General features: G+C 57.0%; 8 protein-coding genes. All 8 read right to left on the reverse strand.

Features of this window, described 5'->3' with window-relative positions; genetic code table 11:
• Window positions 1-106 precede the first annotated feature (106 nt).
• A complete protein-coding gene (locus H0S68_RS22000; RefSeq protein ID WP_217331608.1) occupies window positions 107-454 on the reverse strand; it encodes an immunity 8 family protein in 348 nt (115 codons plus the stop codon).
• Entirely contained in the window at window positions 451-9,915 is a 9,465-nt protein-coding gene (locus H0S68_RS22005; RefSeq protein WP_410529020.1) for a hemagglutinin repeat-containing protein, read from the reverse strand. Before H0S68_RS22005 ends, H0S68_RS22000 begins: the two co-directional genes overlap by 4 nt.
• 26 nt (window positions 9,916-9,941) lie before the next feature.
• Complete coding sequence (locus tag H0S68_RS22010; protein ID WP_130015858.1) at window positions 9,942-11,615, reverse strand: ShlB/FhaC/HecB family hemolysin secretion/activation protein; 1,674 nt, start codon at window positions 11,613-11,615, stop codon at window positions 9,942-9,944.
• A gap of 287 nt (window positions 11,616-11,902) precedes the next feature.
• The gene (gene tldD, locus H0S68_RS22015; protein ID WP_046372542.1) at window positions 11,903-13,348 is read right to left on the reverse strand and encodes a metalloprotease TldD; all 1,446 of its coding nucleotides are present in this window, start codon (window positions 13,346-13,348) and stop codon (window positions 11,903-11,905) included.
• 7 nt (window positions 13,349-13,355) lie between these two features.
• Window positions 13,356-14,216: a deaminated glutathione amidase gene (gene nit1, locus H0S68_RS22020; RefSeq protein ID WP_020832065.1), complete on the reverse strand. Its 861-nt coding sequence runs from the start codon at window positions 14,214-14,216 to the stop codon at window positions 13,356-13,358.
• Window positions 14,213-18,028, reverse strand: coding sequence for an AsmA2 domain-containing protein YhdP (yhdP, locus tag H0S68_RS22025; protein ID WP_410529021.1), 3,816 nt, complete (start codon window positions 18,026-18,028; stop codon window positions 14,213-14,215). The genes nit1 and yhdP overlap by 4 nt, the downstream gene beginning before the upstream one ends.
• A gap of 105 nt (window positions 18,029-18,133) precedes the next feature.
• The gene (gene rng / locus H0S68_RS22030; RefSeq protein WP_020832068.1) at window positions 18,134-19,603 is read right to left on the reverse strand and encodes a ribonuclease G; all 1,470 of its coding nucleotides are present in this window, start codon (window positions 19,601-19,603) and stop codon (window positions 18,134-18,136) included.
• 38 nt (window positions 19,604-19,641) lie between these two features.
• A complete protein-coding gene (locus H0S68_RS22035) occupies window positions 19,642-20,226 on the reverse strand; it encodes a Maf family protein (protein ID WP_020832069.1) in 585 nt (194 codons plus the stop codon).
• Window positions 20,227-20,235 lie beyond the last annotated feature (9 nt).

A 20,235-nucleotide genomic window follows, 5' to 3' on the forward strand; every position in this document is an offset into this window, starting at 1 on the left:
ACTGGAGCTCACCGCCGCAGCCGGTGTTATTCGGTTGCAGCGGCGGGAGGACGAAGTTTTTAGGGTATAGATGTAAAAATCCCGGCCAGTTGGCCGGGATTGTCGTTTAAGGTTGGTAATCTTCATATTCCCAAGCAAAGACGCGAGAGAGCTTTTGCGCTATCTCCATCCAGTCTTTGCCGTCGCACTGATCGATATAATCTGTAATGGTCTTGGTGATCTCATCAAGATCATACTTGCGAACCAATAGGGTATGACGCATCAGCTCAGGCACCCAATGATGTTTACAGAGCCATTCAGGGGTGCATATTCTTAATCGGAAGAGGTCGGCTTCCTCCTCACCATAAGTACCTATCGATAATTCTATCCATAAGGAGAAATTATCGTATTCAGGAGGCTGATAATCTTCCAATAATAAGTGATCAGACCATAGGGCTTTTAGATCGGCTTTCATTTGGTCACATTAAGATGACCATTACTGATCATCGCTCCTGATTTATCAAACTGCTGGAAGTTGGCCTGGACACCAGTAGTGGCAAACTGGCTTTTCTTAGCAGTCGGTGGTCGATATAAACGAGTACTATCAGCACTAATCCAACAACCTGGACATTTCGCTTGATTATCAACTAGTTTCCCACCATCACCAACCCAGATTTTACCTAACCTGTCCGCTTCAGATACGGATCCCGCCCCAACAGAGAAGTTAGGGTTTGTTGTACCGCTACCTTTAACAGCTTCTGCTAGCCTCGGATCCTGCTTCGCAATATTATTCAGGTTTTGCTGTAACAGTTCATCTTTCAACTTAGGATAGGTTGCGATGTTTTCCGCACCAGAACTCGTTGATGTTCCCTTTCCTATGCTTCCATTCTTAGCAGCATTAGCCGCCGCAGCTTTCGCAGCCGTTGCCTCTGCCGCTGTCTTACCGATACCTACCGCACCACCGGCCCCAACACCGCCCGGTACGATGGCTTCCGACATCTGGATACCGGCATTATTCAGGCACAGCACCACATTACCCGCACAAGCCTGTATCGCTGCTTTCGCTGCCGCTGCTATTTCAGGCGTGGCCGCTGCCAGTAAACCACCACCAAGACCCGCCGGAAGCGCCACCATCAGCGCATCGTTCATCGCCAGCCCTTTCTGGCAGGACGCTGAGCTTGGGTCAGTGCTGCAAGACGCGATATTCTTGCCGTGCTGCTGCACAAACTTGGTTTGGGTCTCTTCGTTACCACCCAGCAAGTTATTCTCCACCGCATTCTTACCGGCCTGCGAAGCCGCTACCGCCCCTGCCGTACTGTCTGAAGCTATCCCCCCTGCCAGTCCTGCGGCCAGTTGGCTCAAAGCACTGACCTCCTGCTTCTCACCTTCTGACAGACTGTTTATGTCACGGCCCGGGAACCTTATCTCTGTTATCACCCGCGCGGCCAGTTCGCCACCGCCCGCACCCACCGCACCGGCTACCGCAGACTGGTTGTTCAGTTGCGCAGTTATCGCCCCCAATAACGCATGCGCCATTGCGTTCGCTGCCACGTTATTTTCACCGACCCGCGCCTTGATTTCTCTCGCCAGATACGGTGCCGCTCCGCTCGCCAAAGCGCCGGCCAGATTGTTCCCCGCCAACGCCTGCAGCGCGCCCGTTACCGCCTGCGCGGCCCGTTGCATATCGCTGCCGGTGCCGTATTTCTGCATCTCGGCCTGATATTCCGGCGTTTTACGCAACGCTGTCGCATCCAGCCCCGGATGCTTGTCCTTTGCCTTCTGCAAGCCATTGATATCACCCTGGGTGCGGACAATATCCATCGTTTGCCCGGCGATTTCGCCGAGCAGCTGCGCCTGCTTCAGCCGGTTCTGCTCTTTCTCCTTGTCGAAGATCGCCCCGATACTGCCATTGGCGTTATCCGTATCCCGGCTCAACGCATTCACATCTTGCTGCTGGTTGGCCCGATCGCGAATAACCACGCTACCGCCCGACACCGCAGCCTTGGTCGTGCCTTCTGCATGCCCTCTATTGCCCGCGCCGGAAAGGGCCGCGCCCGCCAGATTGGTCAGCAGATCTGACCCCACCGGGCCGCCGCTGCTGATGCTGCCCCCTTGATGCTCGGCCTTGAAATCCGCCTGATTATGGATATCACTGAAGCCCAGGGTGCCGGTATCAAGACGGTTTTTCTCTGGCGCGGCAGTACTGGCGATGACCGCACCGTCCAACTGCGTATGCTGGTTAACCTTAATATCATAGCCGCCCTTGCCGGCAAATATACCGGTTTGCTCCTGCACGCTGTTATAATTGCTGTGCAATTTGTCATGGCTCATACTCAGACTCCCCGAGCCGCCAGCACCGATGATAGCCACACTGACACCACCACTGACGCTGCTTTGTTTGGCGTCATAGTTGTCGCTATCCTGCTGGCTTTGCATTATCAGGTTACCGCCGGTATCCACCGCCACCCTTTCGCCACTGATTTGTGCCCCTGACAAAAGAGTATTCCGGGTACTGCGCAGTGACAGCACGCCAACGGTGTCTATCTTCGCCTGAGTCCAAAACGTTCCATCACCATGCTCACTGCCCTGGCTTTTGTTGGCATTGGCGAAGACGCTCAATCCCGTCTGTTTTCCCACGCCAATGCTGACGCCGATATTGCCGCCGCTGCTCTTGTTACTTCCTTCGGTCTTCTGAGTATTGGCTGCGCCCAACAGCAAGATGTCACGCTCGGCGACCACGGTGGTGTTGCCCGCCACTTTAAACTGACCGCCGACAACGACAATGTCACCGCTGTCAGCAGTATTGCCCTTGCCGGTTGCAGTCACCTGCATATTATTACCGGCACTCAATGTTGAACCGGCGATGCTCGTTTGTTCCTGATGCTGTTTCGACGACGATTTCTGGCCGCCAAGAGAAATACTGATCCCCACCATGCTGCCTTCTTCAGTATCGGTATCGCCGACTTTTGCCAGTCGACCCGCCTGAGCGGCCTGCACGCCGAATAATGCCGCTTTGACCCCCTGTAAGGCAGCCAGTCGACCATCGGTCTCCTGCTTTGCCTGTTGGGCCGTTGTCACCGCACTATTAATCGCACTGCCCACCGTACCGGACAGCGCCAGACTCAGGCCACTCTGTTTCTGTTCGAAGGCTTCGTCACGACGACGAATATCCTTACCCGGGTCGATATGGACGCTATCCCCCGTCACCGACAGATTCTTATCCGCAATCACATCTGCGCCACTGATATGCACCTTGCCGCGCGCTTCGATATCCACGCTGCCGCCGGTCGAACCTATGGTGCTGACGCTCTGGCTTTGGGTAGTACCATCTTCGTTCAATTGATGACGAGAAGATTTACTGCCGATGGTCACGCCGATGCCGCCACCGCTGAACACGCCGCTGGTTTTTTTCTCGTTCAGCCGGTAAAGGGATTGCTCCTCGGTGGCGGCAAAAATATCGATGGTATTATCGGCCTTTAATGTGACCTGGCCGTCACCCACTATCGTCGAACCCCGTACTGTCAGGTCGTTACCGGCGTTGAGTAAAACGTTGTCGCCACTTAGTACCGCTCCTTTCTCATGGGTCGCGTAGTCCTCCTCCACCGTATGGGTGGTGGTTTTGGACATAAACCCTTTCTTGACCTTAGTCTCTTCGAAGAAGCTGTAGTCACTTTCAGTTACGCTGTCCACCACGATATTACGGTCGGCGTTAACCACCAAATCTCCACTTACCTGTGCCTGAGTACCCTCGAAGATGGCATCCTGGCCAGCATCAACGCGCAAACTGCCGCCGGCGATTTCGGTGCCCTGTTGGCGTATGGACTCCTTCACCCGCAGCTGGCCGCCGCCGTGGCTTGCCTGATACTCCCGGTTTTCCACGCTGTTAAGATTTACGTCTCGCTTGCCACTCAGAAGGATGTCGCCGTCACCCACCAACACCGCCGCCTGCGAGTTCAAATCATGCTCGGCATGTAGCGTCATATTCCCACTACTGGTGATGATGCTGCGATCGGCACCGCTGCTGATGCGCTCGCTATTACTGGTTTTATCAATGGATTCCGTGTGATTGACAAGCAGGTTGATATCACCCGTCGCCTGCAGATTCATCGTGCCATCAGAGGCGATCCTCGCGCCGATAACATCGATATTTTTGTCGGCACGCATGATCAACGCATCTTCTGCGCTAATGACAGCAGTATCGCCAACTTCGGTACGCGACAGCGACAACGTCTGGCCGCCCTGAGTCCCTGTGGCATCCCACTGGCGAGCCTGAGTTTTATTGATAATGCTGCCATCCAGACTTTCAATCACGACCCGCTTGCCGCTGATGGTCGAGCCGATATTGCTGATATCGCCAATGGCGCTGAGCTGCAAATTGCCGTCGGCGTCGAACAGCCCCTGGTTAAGGTTGCTGATACCCGTTTTACTATTAACGTTGAGCCGTTCACCACCTTGTAGCGAGCTGCCGTCATTACGAATACTGCCGCCGTTCAGGTTAACGATATTGCCGGTGATCACGCTGCCATTGAGCTGGGCTGCGTCACCTTTGGCCAAATAGAGTTTTGGCGCCAACACCGTCTGGCCGTTAATCGTTACCTTCTCCCACCAGACGATGCTTTTATCCAACTGCGCAACCTGGCCCGGCGTCAGGCTAACGCCAAACTGCAAGTTCAGGCCGCTCTGCACTTGTGCGGCGTTGTCGATCAACTGCTGCATCTGCGCCAAATCGGAGCCGATACCGTTGAGATAGCGCTTGCCGGTCTGGCTGAGCATGGCGTTGCTGATATAGCGGGTATCGAACGCCGCATCCCCCAGGAACCGATAGTCGTAGTCCGGATTAAGTCGCAGTCGATCGAGGAAGTAGGCCGAACCGATAAACTGTTTTTCATCGGTAAAACGGCGGTCGTTTTCACGCGGAGCGGCACCCGGCTGTTGGCCCAGCATGGCGTAGAGATCGTTGAACAGGCTGTTATCCAACTGCCCCAGGCCGTCCAGTTTCGGGTTGGTGGTGATCAGGTATGGGCTATTGGGATCCGCGCTGACGACAAAACGGCCGCTATCCCCGCCCGGCAGTGGGTAGTCCGCCAAGGCTACGGCGTTATTCCCCAGCGAGCCCAGGGCCGCCTGCAGGTTGTCTTTCCACTCCGCTGAACCGAAGGCAACGCTCTGATCCGCCGCCAGATCCTGCTGTTGAACACCGCTGATAGCCTCCGGCTGCTGCAGGCTGTCCAATGTTGGTCTAGCCAGGGTATGGCTCAGGCTGCCGGCGTTCGGTGTCACCATGCTGTTGCTGATATCGTCGGTAAAATGGACGTTAACGGCACCACCGGCCTGGATCACGCTGCGATAAACAGCGGTGTTTTCGTTCTGGTACTCTGGCTGTCCGGTTAAGCGGTACTGAATGGGGGTATTGACGTTATCACGGATGTAATGGCCGCTCTTTTTGAAGTCAGCCAACGAGCGGTGCTTGTCGAAATCATACTGTGCGATTTCGCCGTCATAACGGTAATTCAGGTATTTATTCTGGCTTCCTGCCTGGGTGCTCTCATTATTCAGCGAGCCGCCACTCAGCGAAATATCACCATTGGCCAGCATGTCGCTGGCAATATTGTCAAAACGCGTAATGGTGCCGACAATGTCCTTTCCTGCGGCAATTCGCCCAGCGCCCCCGTTCGCAGTGACGGTTACGCTGGATGATTCAACCAGGATCTTTTTATCAACGGCAGGCGCTTTAGGCGCTAAATAATAGTAATCATCAACGGAACCGTTGCCATGCCCCATGCTGCCGCCGGTGCGCACCGTTTTGATGTAATAACCGAGCTCGCTTTCAGCCAAATCCCCCAGTTTCATATTGACCAGCGTCTGACCATTCCACAGCGGATCTTTCGCCGTCGTCTGCTTTTCGGTGCTCACCGACCAGCCATCACGCTGATTGAGCAAATGCGCGGTGTTGATCTGAATATTGCCATTTTCGGTCTCGATGGTGCCGGAGGTGTTGACGATCTCACTGCTGGCATTGCCGGCCGCGTCTTTTTGCATCCACAGGTTGTTGCCCGCCAGGACGTCGCCACGCTGGTTAGTGATACGTTCCGCCAACAGTTGCACATCGCCACCGCCGTACAACATGCCGGTGTTGAGCAAATGGTTAGCCGCGCTCAGCAGCAAATTGCCGGCGGTACCGATAAACCCGTTATTGTTGATATCGCCACGGCTCAGCAACTGTACCCAGCCCCCCGACTGCAGACTGGCGGTGCTGTTTTGCGTGATGCCGGCGGCTTCGATCCGCACGTCGCCGCTTCCGCCGCGCAGGGTACCGGCATGGGTCAGTTGGCCAGCGCTACGCACATCGATGCTCTGGCCCTGAAGGGTACCCAGCAGCACAACATCACCGTCGCTGCTCAGGGTCAGCTTTTTACCTGCCGCCAAGGTGCCATTCTGGGTGAAGGCTTCCTTTAACGTCAGCGTAATATTGCCCAGCGCCACCAGTTGACCGTACTGATTCAGCAGGCTGCTCACCAATGTCGCATCGCCACCGCTGAACAGCTTGCCGTTCTGGTGGTTATCAATCTGCCGCGCGTTAACGCTCATCTGGCTTGTCGCCAATAGCGTGCCGGTATTATCCAGGCTGCCTGTCTGCAGCGTTAAATTGCCGCCCTGCAGGGTTCCCATATTATTCAGAACATCGAGCGTAAACCGGGTATCGCCGATACCGCTCAATGTGCCGCTGTTATCCAACCGGGTGCCCCTGAGCGTCAGGCTGTTGGCCTGCAGCCAGCCGAGGTTATTCAGCGAAGGCGCTTGAAGATCCAGTGCGCCGCCGACGATCATTTTGCCTGAGTTGATCAACTGGCGATCCAACCGCAATACGCTGCCGCCATCTCCCTGCAGATCCCCAGCGTTGTTTAGCTCTGCCGCCTCTACCCGCAGGGTTCCCAGGCTGCGCACCGTGCCACCAGCCAGGTTATGGAATATGCCGCTCAGCTTGGCCTCCAGATTTTTCTGCCCCTGCAGCCTGCCGGTGTTGGTCAGTTCAGCGGCTTTTAACGTCAACTCGCCCGCCTGTACATGGCCCTGATTGTTCAAGGTCTGCGCCGTCAGATCCATTTTCCCACTGGAGAAGATCTTGCTGCTGGTTTCCGTCTTGAGGCTGTCACTGAGATCCAAATGGATCCCTCCCGTGCCCGCCTGCAACACGCCTTTATGATCCAACTGCTGAGCCGCCAGCCTAATGCTGTCGCCCTGCCATACTCCGTCGTTATCGACGGTCGCCGCCCCTACCGTCAATTCCCCTTCGCTGAGCAACTTGCCGCTTACTGTGTTGTTCAGATCCTTTTGCAACTGCAACGCCAACTGCCGTAGACCAATCAGATTGCCGCTGTTGTTCACCGTGTTGGCCGTGACGGTGGTCGCCGCACCCTGCGCTTCCCCCTGATTGCTGATGCTGTCGGCCGAAAGCTGTAATGCGCCTTCGCTCAATACCTTGCCGTCATTATTCAGCGTAGCAGCCGTCAGTTTCAGTGGCCCCTGGCTCAGCACTTGCCCACTGTTGTGCAACGTCTGTTCAACCGTTGCCGTCAGCCCATTTTCCCCCAGGGTGCTGCCAGTGTTGGCCCAACCTTGTACGCCGATATCAATGTTCTGTCCCTGTAGCTTACCGGCGTTATTCAACCGTTCCCCCTGCAGCGCCAACGCCCCCCCGGCCAGCACTCGCCCTGCCACGCGGTTTTGCAGATCTTTCGCTGTAATCTCCGCCAGCCCCTTGGCCTGTATCAGCCCACTGTTCTCCACGTCTTGCGCCGTGAGCTTCATGCTGTTTGCCGCGAGGGTGCCGGTATTGTTCAACGTTGGAGCCTTTAACGTCAGCGTATTGTCCGCCACCAGCTTGCCCTGGTTGTCCACCTTTTCACTAAAGCTCAGCTCCACCCCGGAGGCGCCGATCTGCCCACTGTTGACCAAGGTAGTGCCATTCACCGTCAGCCGTTTGCCGGCCAGCAGTTCGCCTTGTTGATCGAGCCGATTTACCTTCAGCGTGAAGCCATTATCGGCCTGCAGATGCCCTCGCTGGCGCAGTGAACCACCGCGCCAGTCAATGTTAAGTGCATTGATTTGGCCGCTGTTATCGGCCGTCGCAGCGGAAAAGTTCAAATTCCCCAAGGTGTTAAACACGCCCGCCAACTGCGCATCCTGCGTAATTTTTAACGCCATGCCCTGTTTGGCCTGGGTGCGGGCGCCTGTGGTAGTCGACAAATTCTGGCTGTCCATCGTCAGGGCGAGTTCGCTGGAAAGCAGCCCGCCCAACCGCACGTCATTAGCCTGAATGACAATATCGCTATCACTCAGCAGCGATGAGCCTGCAGCTGTGCTCAGTATGCCGCCGTTGAGGGTGATGCCCTGTTTGCCGCTGGCGCGGCCCGCCAGCAAGAATTCCCCGGCCTGTACGGTTAAGGGGCCATCTGCAGACAGGGAACCTGCCACGTTAAGCTTGTCGCGCACGCGCAGCTCAAGCTGCTGCCTGGCCCCGATGGCCCCTTGGTTACCGACGCTTTTAGCCGTAATCCGCTGAACACCGCCCGCTTGCAACTGCCCTCGGTTATCAAGCCGTTCGCCGATCAGCGTCTGCGTGCCCTGTGCCTGTATCCGCCCGCTGTTGTCCAGGCCCTGTGTCTGAATGTGGCTGTCGCGGTTGGCGGCCAGCTGGCCGCTGCTGCTGAGGTTATTGGCTTGCAGGTGCAGATCGCGCCCGGCGGTCAGAACGCCCTGCCAGTCGCCGTCACCGTTAAGCGTCATATTGATGTCGCCTTCGGCAGTCAGGCTGCTGTCTTTAGCGCTGCTCAGGGTGTCTGCGGTCAACTGCAGTTTGCCGTCAGTACTGGCTTTGCCCGCCTGCAATTTGCCTGCGGCGCTAAGCTGCATATCGCCTTTGGCGTTCAACACGGCCTTGTCCAGGGCCAGTTCACCCCGGCTGTTCAGGTTCATCGCCTGGGCGGCCTTATGGTTGCCGCTCAGCGTCATTCCTGCCGCCGTAGCATTCAGGCTCCCCTCTGCCAGCGTATTATTCAGCCGCAGTTGCCCATTGGCATCCAATTGAATATCGCCCTCACGCGCGTTGAGGTTGCCGAGGTTGACCCCAACGCCTTTTTCACTGGAGACCAGGTGGATGCGGTTGGCGTACATGCCACCAAGCGCACCAGTATCAATCGCCACCTTGGGCGCGTCGCCGCTGCCTGCAATCGCCGTGGCCTTGCCGGTAGCATCTACCCGGTTGGCCCCGAGCGTGATGCTGAGGTCCTTGGCGTGCAGTTGCGCGTTAATCTCGGTTGCGCGGGCGATCAAGGCAAATTTTTCGCTCTTGCCGGCGTCCAGCCCGTTACCCTGAATGGTGATTGCCCCTTGGGTGACTTCCAGCGCCTGCAGCTTGCCGTCAGCACCCAGCACCGGCTTGCCGGTCGTCAGCGTCGCGTTGGGGGTATTGATAAAGCCGCAGCCGTCGCAGGTGATGCCATAGGGGTTGGCAACCATCACGCTGGCCTGCTTGCCCGCGACCTCCAGGTAACCGCGCAGCTGTGAGGGGTTCGGTGCCACCACCTCATTGATGATGCCCTGCGCTTCCCCGCCGGCCTGCAGGTTGGGGTTGTTCTGGATCAGCCCGCCAAGCTGGCTCTGATTGAGCTGGCCAGTGGCGTTGTTGAGGATCGTCCCCTCTTTGCCAACGTTGAAATCGTTGTATTTGTTATGCGAAATACCGGCCTGGTTCGGCGTGGCAATATTGATCACCGGCACACCATTGGCGGCCTGATCCACTCGGGTATTGCCTTCGGCTACGTTAATGCCCTCGGCCAGTACAGGCAGCAACGGTTGCCCTGCCAGCAATGTGCACAGGGTATAACTCAGCAGGCGCTGCGTGGTATTAAGGTTTTGATTATCATTATGTTTCATCCTTGAAACCTTCCTGTGCGTTAGCGTTAAATTACGATATTGACCCGGTAATAGACCGAAACACGATCCGGCTTCATTCCATCCGGGTAAGCCAGTGGCCAGCCGACGGTCAGTTGACTGCTGAAATAGCGGCTACGGCTCCCCAGGCCCAGGGCGCCGCCCCACAGCGTCCCCGAGGCATTGGCATCCAGCGCGTCACGGTGCAGATAGCCGCCGTCCACCGCCACCAGGGCGTTAACACTGCCGACATACGGCAAGGTCACCAGCGCCCGGTTAACTTCATTACGCCAGTAGCCGCCCTTGTCACCGGAAAGATACTGCTCCTTGAAACCACGTACCGAGCTCTCACCACCGATGGTCAGACGTTCGCTGCCGTATAAGCGGTGATTGCTCCACTGGCTGTACAGGCTGGTGAGATAAGTCCAATCTTGCGCCAGCGGCAGGTAGTAGCTGCCGGAAAGCGAAAGTTTATGAAATTCGGCGCGGGGGGCTTCCTTGATTTTGCCGCTGTCGTTCTCTGCCCCTAGCCACGGCACCCCGCGGCTGTAAGCCGGGTTCAGGGTGGCGAAACCGCCCAACAGCTTTTGGCTGTGGCTAACACCCAGCGTCACGCTGGTCAGTTTGCGGCTGCTGCTTTCCAGCCGGGTGTCATTGAGATAATTGCGATTGATGCGGTGCGTGACCCCCAGCGACAGGCCGGTTTTCATTTCGCCGTCACGGAACAACACCCGCGAAACGCCCAGCCGATGGATCTGGCTGTCACCGCTGGAACGCCAGTCAAAGCCCTGGTTGTTGAGGGTAGCCAGGTAGTCGCTGTAGGAATAGTTGTAATCCAGCGTCCAGTAGCCGTAAGGCAAGCTGAGGCCGGCCTGCACGCTGCGCGCATTGTGATCGTTGACGAAATCGCTGCTGCGGGCACCGGCGACAAACCATTGATCCGCCAGCCCCAGCAGGTTATTGCCGGTCAGCGATCCGTTGATCTGACCGGCACCGGTACTTTTTTGCCCGCTGTTGTCGAACCCTGCCCCCAGCGTCAGAGGAAACTCAGGTTTGGCGCTCAGATTGACCACCGAGTAACCCGGCCGGCTACCCGGCAGAATTTCTATCTGTACCGGCTGCTGACGCAGTCGGTTGATCTGTTCCATGCCCTGTTCGATATCACGCAGATTAAGAATATTGCCCTGCAGGCCCGGGAAGGCCATTTTCAGCATGCGATCGTCTCGTTGCTCCAGCAGAACGTTCTCCAGCTTGCCCTCCAGCACCAGCAACCGCAGCTCGCCGCGCGACAGATCCTGTTCGGTCAGGAATGCGCGGCTGGTGATATAGCCACGGTTGATATACCAATCGGAGATTTGCTGCACCAGCGTCTGGACTTGGCCCAGATTCAGACATTGCTGCAGATAAGGCTGCGTGAGTTTACGTTGTGCACTGGCGGGCAGATGATCCGCGCCTTCCAGCCGGATATGGGTGATGCTAAAACAAGGTCCGCCAGCGTTGGCGTTGGGTGATGCAGGGGGCGGCAAGGCCGGCGTCAGGCTACGTTGCAGCTCCTGCCGCTGCTGCTGGTTTTGCTCCAGCAATTCGCGCTGCTGTTGTTGAATGGTGTCACGATCTGCCGGGCTAAGCAGGTTAGCGCACGCCGCGGAGGAAAAGAAAATGCACAGCAAAGCTGTCGAAAGCCGTTGAGTCACTGAATCCATTCAGAAGATCATCCGTGTGTTTTTTCAGCATTTTAACGACGGAAGGAAGAATGTAACAAGCTGTGAATCATTAGCTGGAGAGGCAATCAAGGCAATCGATACAGAAAGCTCTTAGGGAAAACCGCAGAAAATAGCTTCAAATAGTTAAATCTAATTTATTGATTTACGGAGGCCGGGAAAAACAGTGAATCGCTCTTAATTTAAGCAAAGCCAACTCATTGCCGTTAATGCGATGCAGGCCGCAAAATGGCGTTTGATAGGGGCCGGGATCCGGCCCCAGGAGACGGTTACGCGGTACCGCCAACGGTCAGGGTGTCCAGCTTCAGGGTCGGTTGGCCGACGCCCACCGGCAGGCTTTGCCCCTCTTTGCCACATACACCAACGCCTTTATCCAGCGCCAGATCGTTGCCGACCATTGAAATCTGCTGCATCGCCTCGATACCGGAGCCAATCAGCGTAGCGCCTTTCACCGGTTTGGTGATGCGGCCATTTTCAATCAAATAGGCTTCGGTGGTGGAGAACACGAACTTGCCCGAAGTGATGTCCACCTGACCGCCGCCGAAGTTAGGCGCATACAGCCCGTACTCGACGCTGGCGATGATCTCTTCCGGCGTCGACTTACCCGCCAGCATGTAGGTATTGGTCATGCGCGGCATTGGCAGGTGCGCATAAGACTCGCGGCGGCCGTTACCGGTCGGTGCAACGCCCATCAGGCGCGCATTGAGCTTGTCCTGCATGTAGCCTTTCAGGATGCCGTTCTCAATCAGCACATTGTACTGACCCGGTACGCCTTCGTCATCGATAGCCAGTGACCCACGACGCCCTTGCAGAGTACCGTCATCCACCACGGTGCAAAGCTCGGAGGCCACCAGTTGGCCCATCTGACCGCTGAACACCGACGTACCGCGACGGTTGAAGTCACCTTCCAGGCCGTGGCCTACCGCCTCATGCAGCAGTACGCCTGGCCAGCCTGCGCCCAACACCACCGGCATATTGCCCGCCGGCGCCGCAACGGCAGACAGGTTGATCAACGCCATGCGCACCGCCTCTTTGGCGTAGGCATCGGCGCGAACGTCACCCTCGACGATTTCCAGGAAATAATCATAGCCAAAACGACCGCCGCCGCCGCTGGAGCCGCGCTCACGCTTGCCGTCTTGTTCCACCAGCACGCTGACGGACAAACGCACCAAGGGGCGCACGTCCGCCGCCAGGGTGCCGTCGGTAGCCGCGACCAGGATCTGCTCATATACGCCGGTGATACTGGCGCTGACTTCCTGTACGCGCTTATCGGTAGCGCGGGCCACCTTATCAACGCGATGCAGCAAGGCAATTTTTTCTTCACGCGGCAGGCTTTGCAGCGGATCAAGCAGCGGGTACAGCGCCTTATGGCTGATTTCGCCCAGGGTATGTACCTGGCCGTTGCCCTTGTCACGTACGATGCTGCGCGCCGCCTGAGCGCTCTGCTGCAAAGCGTTCAGGGTGATCTGATCGGCATAGGCGAAGCCGGTTTTTTCGCCGCTGACGGCGCGTACCCCGACCCCTTGGTCGATATTGTAAGAACCATCCTTGATAATGCCGTCTTCAATCACCCAGGCTTCATGGTAGCTCGACTGGAAATAGAGATCGGCATAATCGAGGCGGCGTTCTGCCAGTTGCCCCAGGACGGAAAACAGGTCTTGGTGGCTCAACTTATTCGCAGCAAGTAACTGCTCACTGACAAACGTCAGGCTCATAATTTTTTCACTCTTTAATGGAGGAGTTTTTTTCAAACGGCGCCGTCAGCGACATCTGGAATCTGTTGTGTTGCAACACCGGCATCTGCTCACGAATCGTTTTGAGGCCGGTAGTGTCAACCCGCACTTTCAACGCCGAGACCGCATCCGCGTTTTCGGCCAGCACCTTGCCCCAACCGTCTACCGCCAGCGAGTGACCCCAGGTGCGGCGAGTCGGGCCATGGCTGCCGACCTGCGCCGGCGCCAGGATCACACACTGGTTTTCAATCGCCCTTGCGCGCAGCAGTATTTCCCAGTGCGCTTCGCCGGTCACGCGGGTAAAGGCTGCAGGCACGGAAATCAGTTCAGCGCCCTGCGCTCGCAACGCCTGGAACAGCGCCGGGAAGCGCAAATCGTAGCAGATGGTCATGCCAAGCCGACCGACCGGGGTATCCACTACCGTGAGCTGTTGGCCATGTTGATAGGTGTCCGACTCACGATAATGGCCGTGGGAGTCGTTAATGTCCACGTCGAACATGTGCAGTTTGTCGTAACGCGCCCGGATCTCGCCCTGATCGTCAAACAGCAGGCTGCTGGTAGTGATAAGCGCAGGATTTTCGCGGCTGACCAGCGGCATGGAACCGACCAGCAACCACACGCCATAGCGTCGCGCCATTTCACGCACCGCGTTTTGCAACGGCCCGTCGCCCTGTTGCTCCGCATGCTCACGATAGGCCGCAGAGTTGGCGAACAGCAGCGCATTCTCCGGCGTCATTACCAGTTTTACCCCGGCATTGAGCTGCTTAATCTGCTGTTCAATCTGGGCCAGGTTGTCACGCACCCGATCGCCACTGCACAACTGTAACAACGCAACGTTAGCATTTCTCATGACGCCTTATCCTCCTTTGGCTTACGCAACACCTCATTGATCTTCGGCTGATCCAGGCTGCCGCCGATATGGTAACGAATCAGCGAAATCTTGTTCCACAGCGGCCCCAGCACTTTGGACGCGGCAAACACCGCAGCACCGACAATCGGGTTAATCACGAATGCCGTCGCCACGCCGACGGTGGCTGAAATTTCCGGCGCCACCACCGCTTCCATATCAATCTGCCGACGCGCCAGGTCAATTTGCCCGCTCATGGCAATATCCGCTGCCAGCCCGTCAACCAAAAGGTTATCGGTATGCATTATGCCATCTTTCAACCACGAGGTGCTGCGGATGGAGTCAAAGTAGAAGCCTTTGCCGAAGGTATCGCTGAAATCGAACTGCAGCTTGCGTAACAGGGCATCGAAGCTCACCAGACGCAACAGCTGGCCGGCACGACCGCCGCCCATGCTGTCGATTTCGCCCTTGCCCATATTGATTTTCAGCGCGCCACTCAGGGTATTCAACTGCGGTTTCCACGGCTGGCCGCGCCAGTAGAGATCGAAATCGACGTCATAAGGTGCACCTTTCAGCGGCGTGGTGATGCCAAAGAAAGCCGCAGTTTCATCAATTTTGGCACCCAGCAGTTTACCTTTCAGCGAGCTGCGTTCTTCCTGGGCATTCTGTTTCCACAAACCGCTGGCGGTCATGCGCCCTTTGCCGGTATCGACTAACCCGTGCGTCAGCAGGAGGGTATCCCCCTGATTGGTCAAATCCGCCTCAACCTTGCCGAGGTTCTGCCCCATCACCCAGCACGACTTACAGCGCAGCATCAGCGACGGCCAGTCGCGGAAGGAAACCTTGTCTGCGGCCACCTGCGCAGCTGCAGTCGCCGTCGGAGTGCTCTTAGCCGCGTCAAACTGCGGGTTGTAATAGAGATAATTGATATCGGCGCGCCACGGCCCCCGGTCCGCCACCCGTAAACTGCCATCAACCTCATCGCCCTTGGCGCTGACCAGCGTGGCCCCCAGCTGCTTCTCTGCCGACAGCGTCAGCTTATGCCACGCCTGACCGCCTAGCAGCAGCTGTGGCGTTTTTAGTGCGACGGTGGTCGGGAAGTTAAATCCGCCCACCTTGCCCATACCGCCACTTTGTTTCAGCGCCGGTGCCATCAGGCCCAGCCATTTCTCACCGTCCAGCGGCGGCAGGTTAAGCGTCAGCGATTTTCCGTTCGGTAACGGTGGGGTTCCACTACCAGCGGTCTGCCAGGCCGCCCGTGCCAGCGTGACCTGCTGTTTGGCGAAGGTCCATTCGCTGTTGAATTTGTTTTGTTTGCCAGCACTGCCGGTCAGCATGAATCCATTCAGGCCACCTTTCACTTTTACGCTCAGCGGCAATGGCTCACCCGCCGTTTTATCTAATGGCGAAGGTAAGTGACTACTTACTTTCTTAAGATCCGCATCAACGCCAATGTCATAGCTGGCCGCGCCCTGATGAGGCAAGACAATAGCCACTTGGCCTTGCCAAGGGGTGCTGCCGCTCAGTGCATCGCTCACTTCCTGCGGGATGCCAGGGAATTTGCCCGGCTGCCAGTCAGCTTTCAGGCCAACGTTGACCTTGTAATCGTTTTTCCCTTCCTGAGTGTTGAAATCCACCGCCACCGGCTGTCCAAACCAATTGGCAGACAGGGTATCGCTGCTCAGGTTGCCGTTATCAAAACGGAACTTGCCGCTGACCTTTTGCAGCTCACTATCGATAGGCTTCACCAACAGTGAGTTATTGTTCAGTGCAACTTCACCGGTGGCGCGCACCAGCTCGCCGTTCAAGGGAATATCGAGGTGTAAGCGCCCACTGACATTACCACCAATCTGCAGTTCGTCCAGGGCCGAGCCCAATGAATCGTGCAGCGGAGTCTGTTTGAAATAGTCATGGATTTCCCCCCCCTGGCCCGCGACCTCGGCATCCACCAACAAACGCTCTTTCAGGTAGTCCGGAATGACGGCGCTGACATTTTTGCCATCGACTTTACCCAATTTGGTTTGCGGAGCATTCATCCACAGCCCTTCATTGGCGAAGTCGAGATCGATAGCCAGATCGGTCAACGCCGGCCAATCCGGTTGGAACTGGAAGGTGGAATGACGCAGCGGGACAAACACCTCAAACTGACCTTCGTTTTTGCGGTATGGGAAATGCTGCGGATCGCCGTTGTAGATCAGCGTGGCGTTATCCACCTGCCCACCCTGGATGGCGCCGCTGAGGTAATCCACCAGATGCTTGCCCATCAGGGGCTCAGGGAAGTAGCGCCAGGCGTCCGCGCCATCGTACAGACGGATACCCGCCAGAATATTCAGCCACGGCTCGCCTTTGGCCGGCTGCTGATAGCGGAAGTCACCGTTAACCCACAGCGATTTGGCTTTCACATCCAGGTTTTGGCTCGCCAGTTCCCAGCCCTGGTCATTGTTCTGCCAGGTCAGAGCCCCTCGCGCGCTGCTGATTTCCAGAGGTGCCCGGAACATATCGCCATACGGCAAGGTGCTGTTTTTGAGATCAAGCTGCAGACGACCATTTTCCACACCGCCACTCAGTGCGCCGGAGAAGTGATTCACGCCGGGCAACAGTTTCCAGTGCTGCCAGCTGACGTCCTGCCAGAGGGCCTGGAAACGCGTTTTTTCCGGTTGTTTCAGCGGGATATCCAACGCCAGCGCGTTGACCTTGCCTTGCGGCTGCAGATCGTTCCAGCGATCCAGCACGTCCGGGCTGAGGAAAGAGAAGGTCGGCAGTAGCGCGGCCAGGCGCTCAAGCTGAATGTCAGTGGCGCGCACGCGCAGCTCTTCGGTTTGCCCTGGGCCCAGGAACTCGGTGTTTTCCGGCAACCACAGCGCAGACAGCTTACCCTGTGGCCAGGCCTGGCCGTCGGTGGCCAGGTTCAACTGCGGAACGTCCACCTGCCAGCCGGTACCCTGACGGCTGAGCGTCAGCGCCAGGTTGTCCACGTCGAGCCGATGAGCTTGAGTCCCCACGTTCCAGTTGGCCGCCCCCTGTTTCAGTAATGCACTGCCGGTGGCGATTTCACCATTTTGGATCTGCAGCCAGGCCGCCAGACTGAAGTCTGCGCTTTCCAGCCCGGTATTGGCACGCAGCCAACGGGTGAACCAGGGCTTCATATCGATATTGTCGGCCTGCATATAGACAGTGCCGGTATTCAATAGCCCTTGGTTATCACGCAGATCCATGCGCAGTTGCACCACGCCATGCTGACCGTTCAGCGTCGACAGGCTGATCTGTCCTTCTGCCCGGTGACGATCGCGGCCGTTCAGCCAGGTCAACTGCGGGATTTCGAATTCAGCACGTGCACCGGCGGGCGTCAGGAATGAGATGCGGCTGTCGCGCAGGTCGAAATGATCCAGCTGATGCAGCAGCAAATCGGTGATTTTACCCGGTTCGATGGTGCTACCCTGGTGCTCATCGCCGCCCAGCGTGGTGTTAAGATCGAACTGGAGTTGGTGAAAGGTAAGATCGCGGAACTGCCAGCGCAAATGCAGCAGCGATTGCCACACGTCCAGCGCCAAGGTCACGCGTTCAATCTTCAGATTGCTTTTGGGCAGCGTGGCGCGCACGTTGCGCATTTCAAGCTGTGGGCCAAAAGTTTCCCAACTGCCCTGGATGAAATCGACCTGTACGGGCACGCCGGAGAGGCTTTCAACCTTTGCCAGCAATTGAGGGCGATAGTTGTTCAGTTCAGGCAGCGCCAGACGCAGCCCGCTGATCAGCAACGCCACGATGACAATCAGAGTGGCGCCTGTAGCTAACAAAATCCCAGGCAGTCGCCTCACGCAGTTCTCCTTGCTTCCGCTGCCTGGCAACGGGAATATCTATGCACGATGGGGCTCAGTATGCTGAGCCCCACTCATGTCTGACTTTAGCCACCAACGGGCGAACTACATCATGACAACGTCAAATTGTTCCTGGCTGTATAAAGGTTCGATTTGTACCTTCACCTGCTTGCCCACAAAGATTTCCACTTCGGCCAGCGCATGGGACTCTTCGCTTTTCAGCGCCTCACCCACCGCCGCAGAGGCGTAAACCAGGAAACGATCTGAATCATAAGCATGGTGCACGCGCACAATTTCACGCAAAATTTCGTAGCACACGGTTTCCACTGTTTTCACCGTGCCGCGTCCCTGACAGGTAGGACAATCGTTACACAGCACATGTTCAATGCTTTCCCGCGTACGTTTACGCGTCATTTCCACTAAGCCTAGCTGAGAGAAGCCGTTGATCGTGGTTTTTACCCGATCTTTACTCAGCGCCAGCTCCAGCGAATGCAACACCCGGCGACGGTGCTCCTCATTGTTCATGTCAATGAAGTCAATGATGATAATGCCGCCCAAGTTGCGCAGCCGCAGTTGGCGGGCAATGGCCTGGGTCGCTTCGATATTGGTGTTGAAGATGGTTTCGTCGAGATTGCGGTGGCCGACAAAGGCGCCGGTATTGATATCCACGGTCGTCATCGCCTCGGTCTGATCGATGATCAGATAACCGCCGGACTTCAGCTCGACCTTGCGCTCCAGCGCACGCTGTATCTCGTTTTCGACGTCGTACAGATCGAAGATTGGCTGGCTGCCGGTGTACAGCTCCAGCTTGGCGGTGATATCCGGAATGTACTCACCGGTAAACTCCACCAGCAGATCGTGGGTCAGGCGGGAATCCACGCGGATCCGGTCCAGCGCCGCGCCGGCGAAGTCACGCAAAATGCGCTGCGCCAACGCCAACTCACCGTATAATTTGTATTTGGTCTGGTTGCGTTTTTTACGCTCCATCACCTTGGTCCACAGGCGTTTGAGGAAAGCGGCGTCCTGCGCCAACTCTTCTTCGCCAATGCCTTCAGCCGCGGTGCGGATGATAAAGCCGCCCAGCTCATCACAGTAACCGGCCACCGCTTTTTTCAGGCGATCGCGCTCGGCTTCACTTTCTATACGCTGCGAAACGCCAACGTGCGCCGCCCCCGGCATAAACACCAGGTAACGCGAAGGCAAAGTGATGTCGGTGGTCAGGCGTGCGCCCTTGGTACCGAGCGGATCTTTCACCACCTGGACCATCAGATCCTGTCCCTGGCGCACCAGTTCGGCAATGTCACGCACGTGGAAATTTTTCTGCTCATCGCCGGCGACACATTCCGTGTGCGGCATGATATCGGAAGCGTGCAGGAAGGCCGCTTTATCCAGGCCGATATCGACGAATGCCGCCTGCATGCCCGGCAACACGCGGCTTACGCGCCCTTTATAAATATTGCCGACGATGCCGCGCTTGGATTCGCGTTCGATATGGATCTCTTGCAGGATGCCGCCATCAATATAGGCAACCCGCGTTTCAGACGGTGTGATATTAACCAGTAGCTCAGCTGTCATGCCTTCTCCTCAGAGCCGGTCGATAATGGCAGCGCCCATCAACCGGTTCTTACATCACGTAATGCGACAAAATTACTGAGCAGCTCATGTGTTTCGACTAACGGCAGGCCCATCACCGCATGATAACTCCCGGTTATCGTTCTGACGAAACAACCACCCTTTCCTTGAATTCCGTAGGCGCCCGCTTTATCCATCGGCTCGCCCGTAGCAATATAGTCGCAGATATCCTGCTGTGACAGGTTGCGGAATGTCACGTCCGTCACCACCAGTTGGCACAGAACGTCATGGCGATCGGCGATCGCCACCGCAGTCATCACCTGATGCTGTTTACCCGACAGCGCCGCCAGCATTTGCGCCGCGTGCGTCTCGTCCTGAGGTTTTTCCAACACCCGGCCATTGAGCACCACTATGGTATCGGCACCCAGCACCGGCCACGCCTGCGGTGCCAGCGCCACGCCGGCTTTGGCCTTATCCTGCGCCAGACGGCGCACATAGGCTTCCGCGGATTCCCCTTCCTGCCGCTGCTCTTCGGTATCCGTCAGGATAACTTCAAAGGGGACGCCCAACAGGGTCAGTAATTCATGTCGACGGGGAGAGCCGGAGGCCAGATAAAGCGAAGTCATTGTTATACC

This window comes from Serratia sp. AXJ-M, assembly GCF_046531865.1.
In the GTDB taxonomy this organism is placed as follows: domain Bacteria; phylum Pseudomonadota; class Gammaproteobacteria; order Enterobacterales; family Enterobacteriaceae; genus Serratia; species Serratia liquefaciens.

Bases quoted from the DNA above. Each gene is read 5' to 3' on its own strand.
- nit1 (WP_020832065.1), bottom strand. From the start codon at position 14,216: ATGAGAAATGCTAACGTTGCGTTGTTACAGTTGTGCAGTGGCGATCGG.
- H0S68_RS22035 (WP_020832069.1), bottom strand. From the start codon at position 20,226: ATGACTTCGCTTTATCTGGCCTCCGGCTCTCCCCGTCGACATGAATTA.
- H0S68_RS22000 (WP_217331608.1), bottom strand. From the start codon at position 454: ATGAAAGCCGATCTAAAAGCCCTATGGTCTGATCACTTATTATTGGAA.
- tldD (WP_046372542.1), bottom strand. From the start codon at position 13,348: ATGAGCCTGACGTTTGTCAGTGAGCAGTTACTTGCTGCGAATAAGTTG.
- H0S68_RS22005 (WP_410529020.1), bottom strand. From the start codon at position 9,915: ATGAAACATAATGATAATCAAAACCTTAATACCACGCAGCGCCTGCTG.
- H0S68_RS22010 (WP_130015858.1), bottom strand. From the start codon at position 11,615: ATGGATTCAGTGACTCAACGGCTTTCGACAGCTTTGCTGTGCATTTTC.
- rng (WP_020832068.1), bottom strand. From the start codon at position 19,603: ATGACAGCTGAGCTACTGGTTAATATCACACCGTCTGAAACGCGGGTT.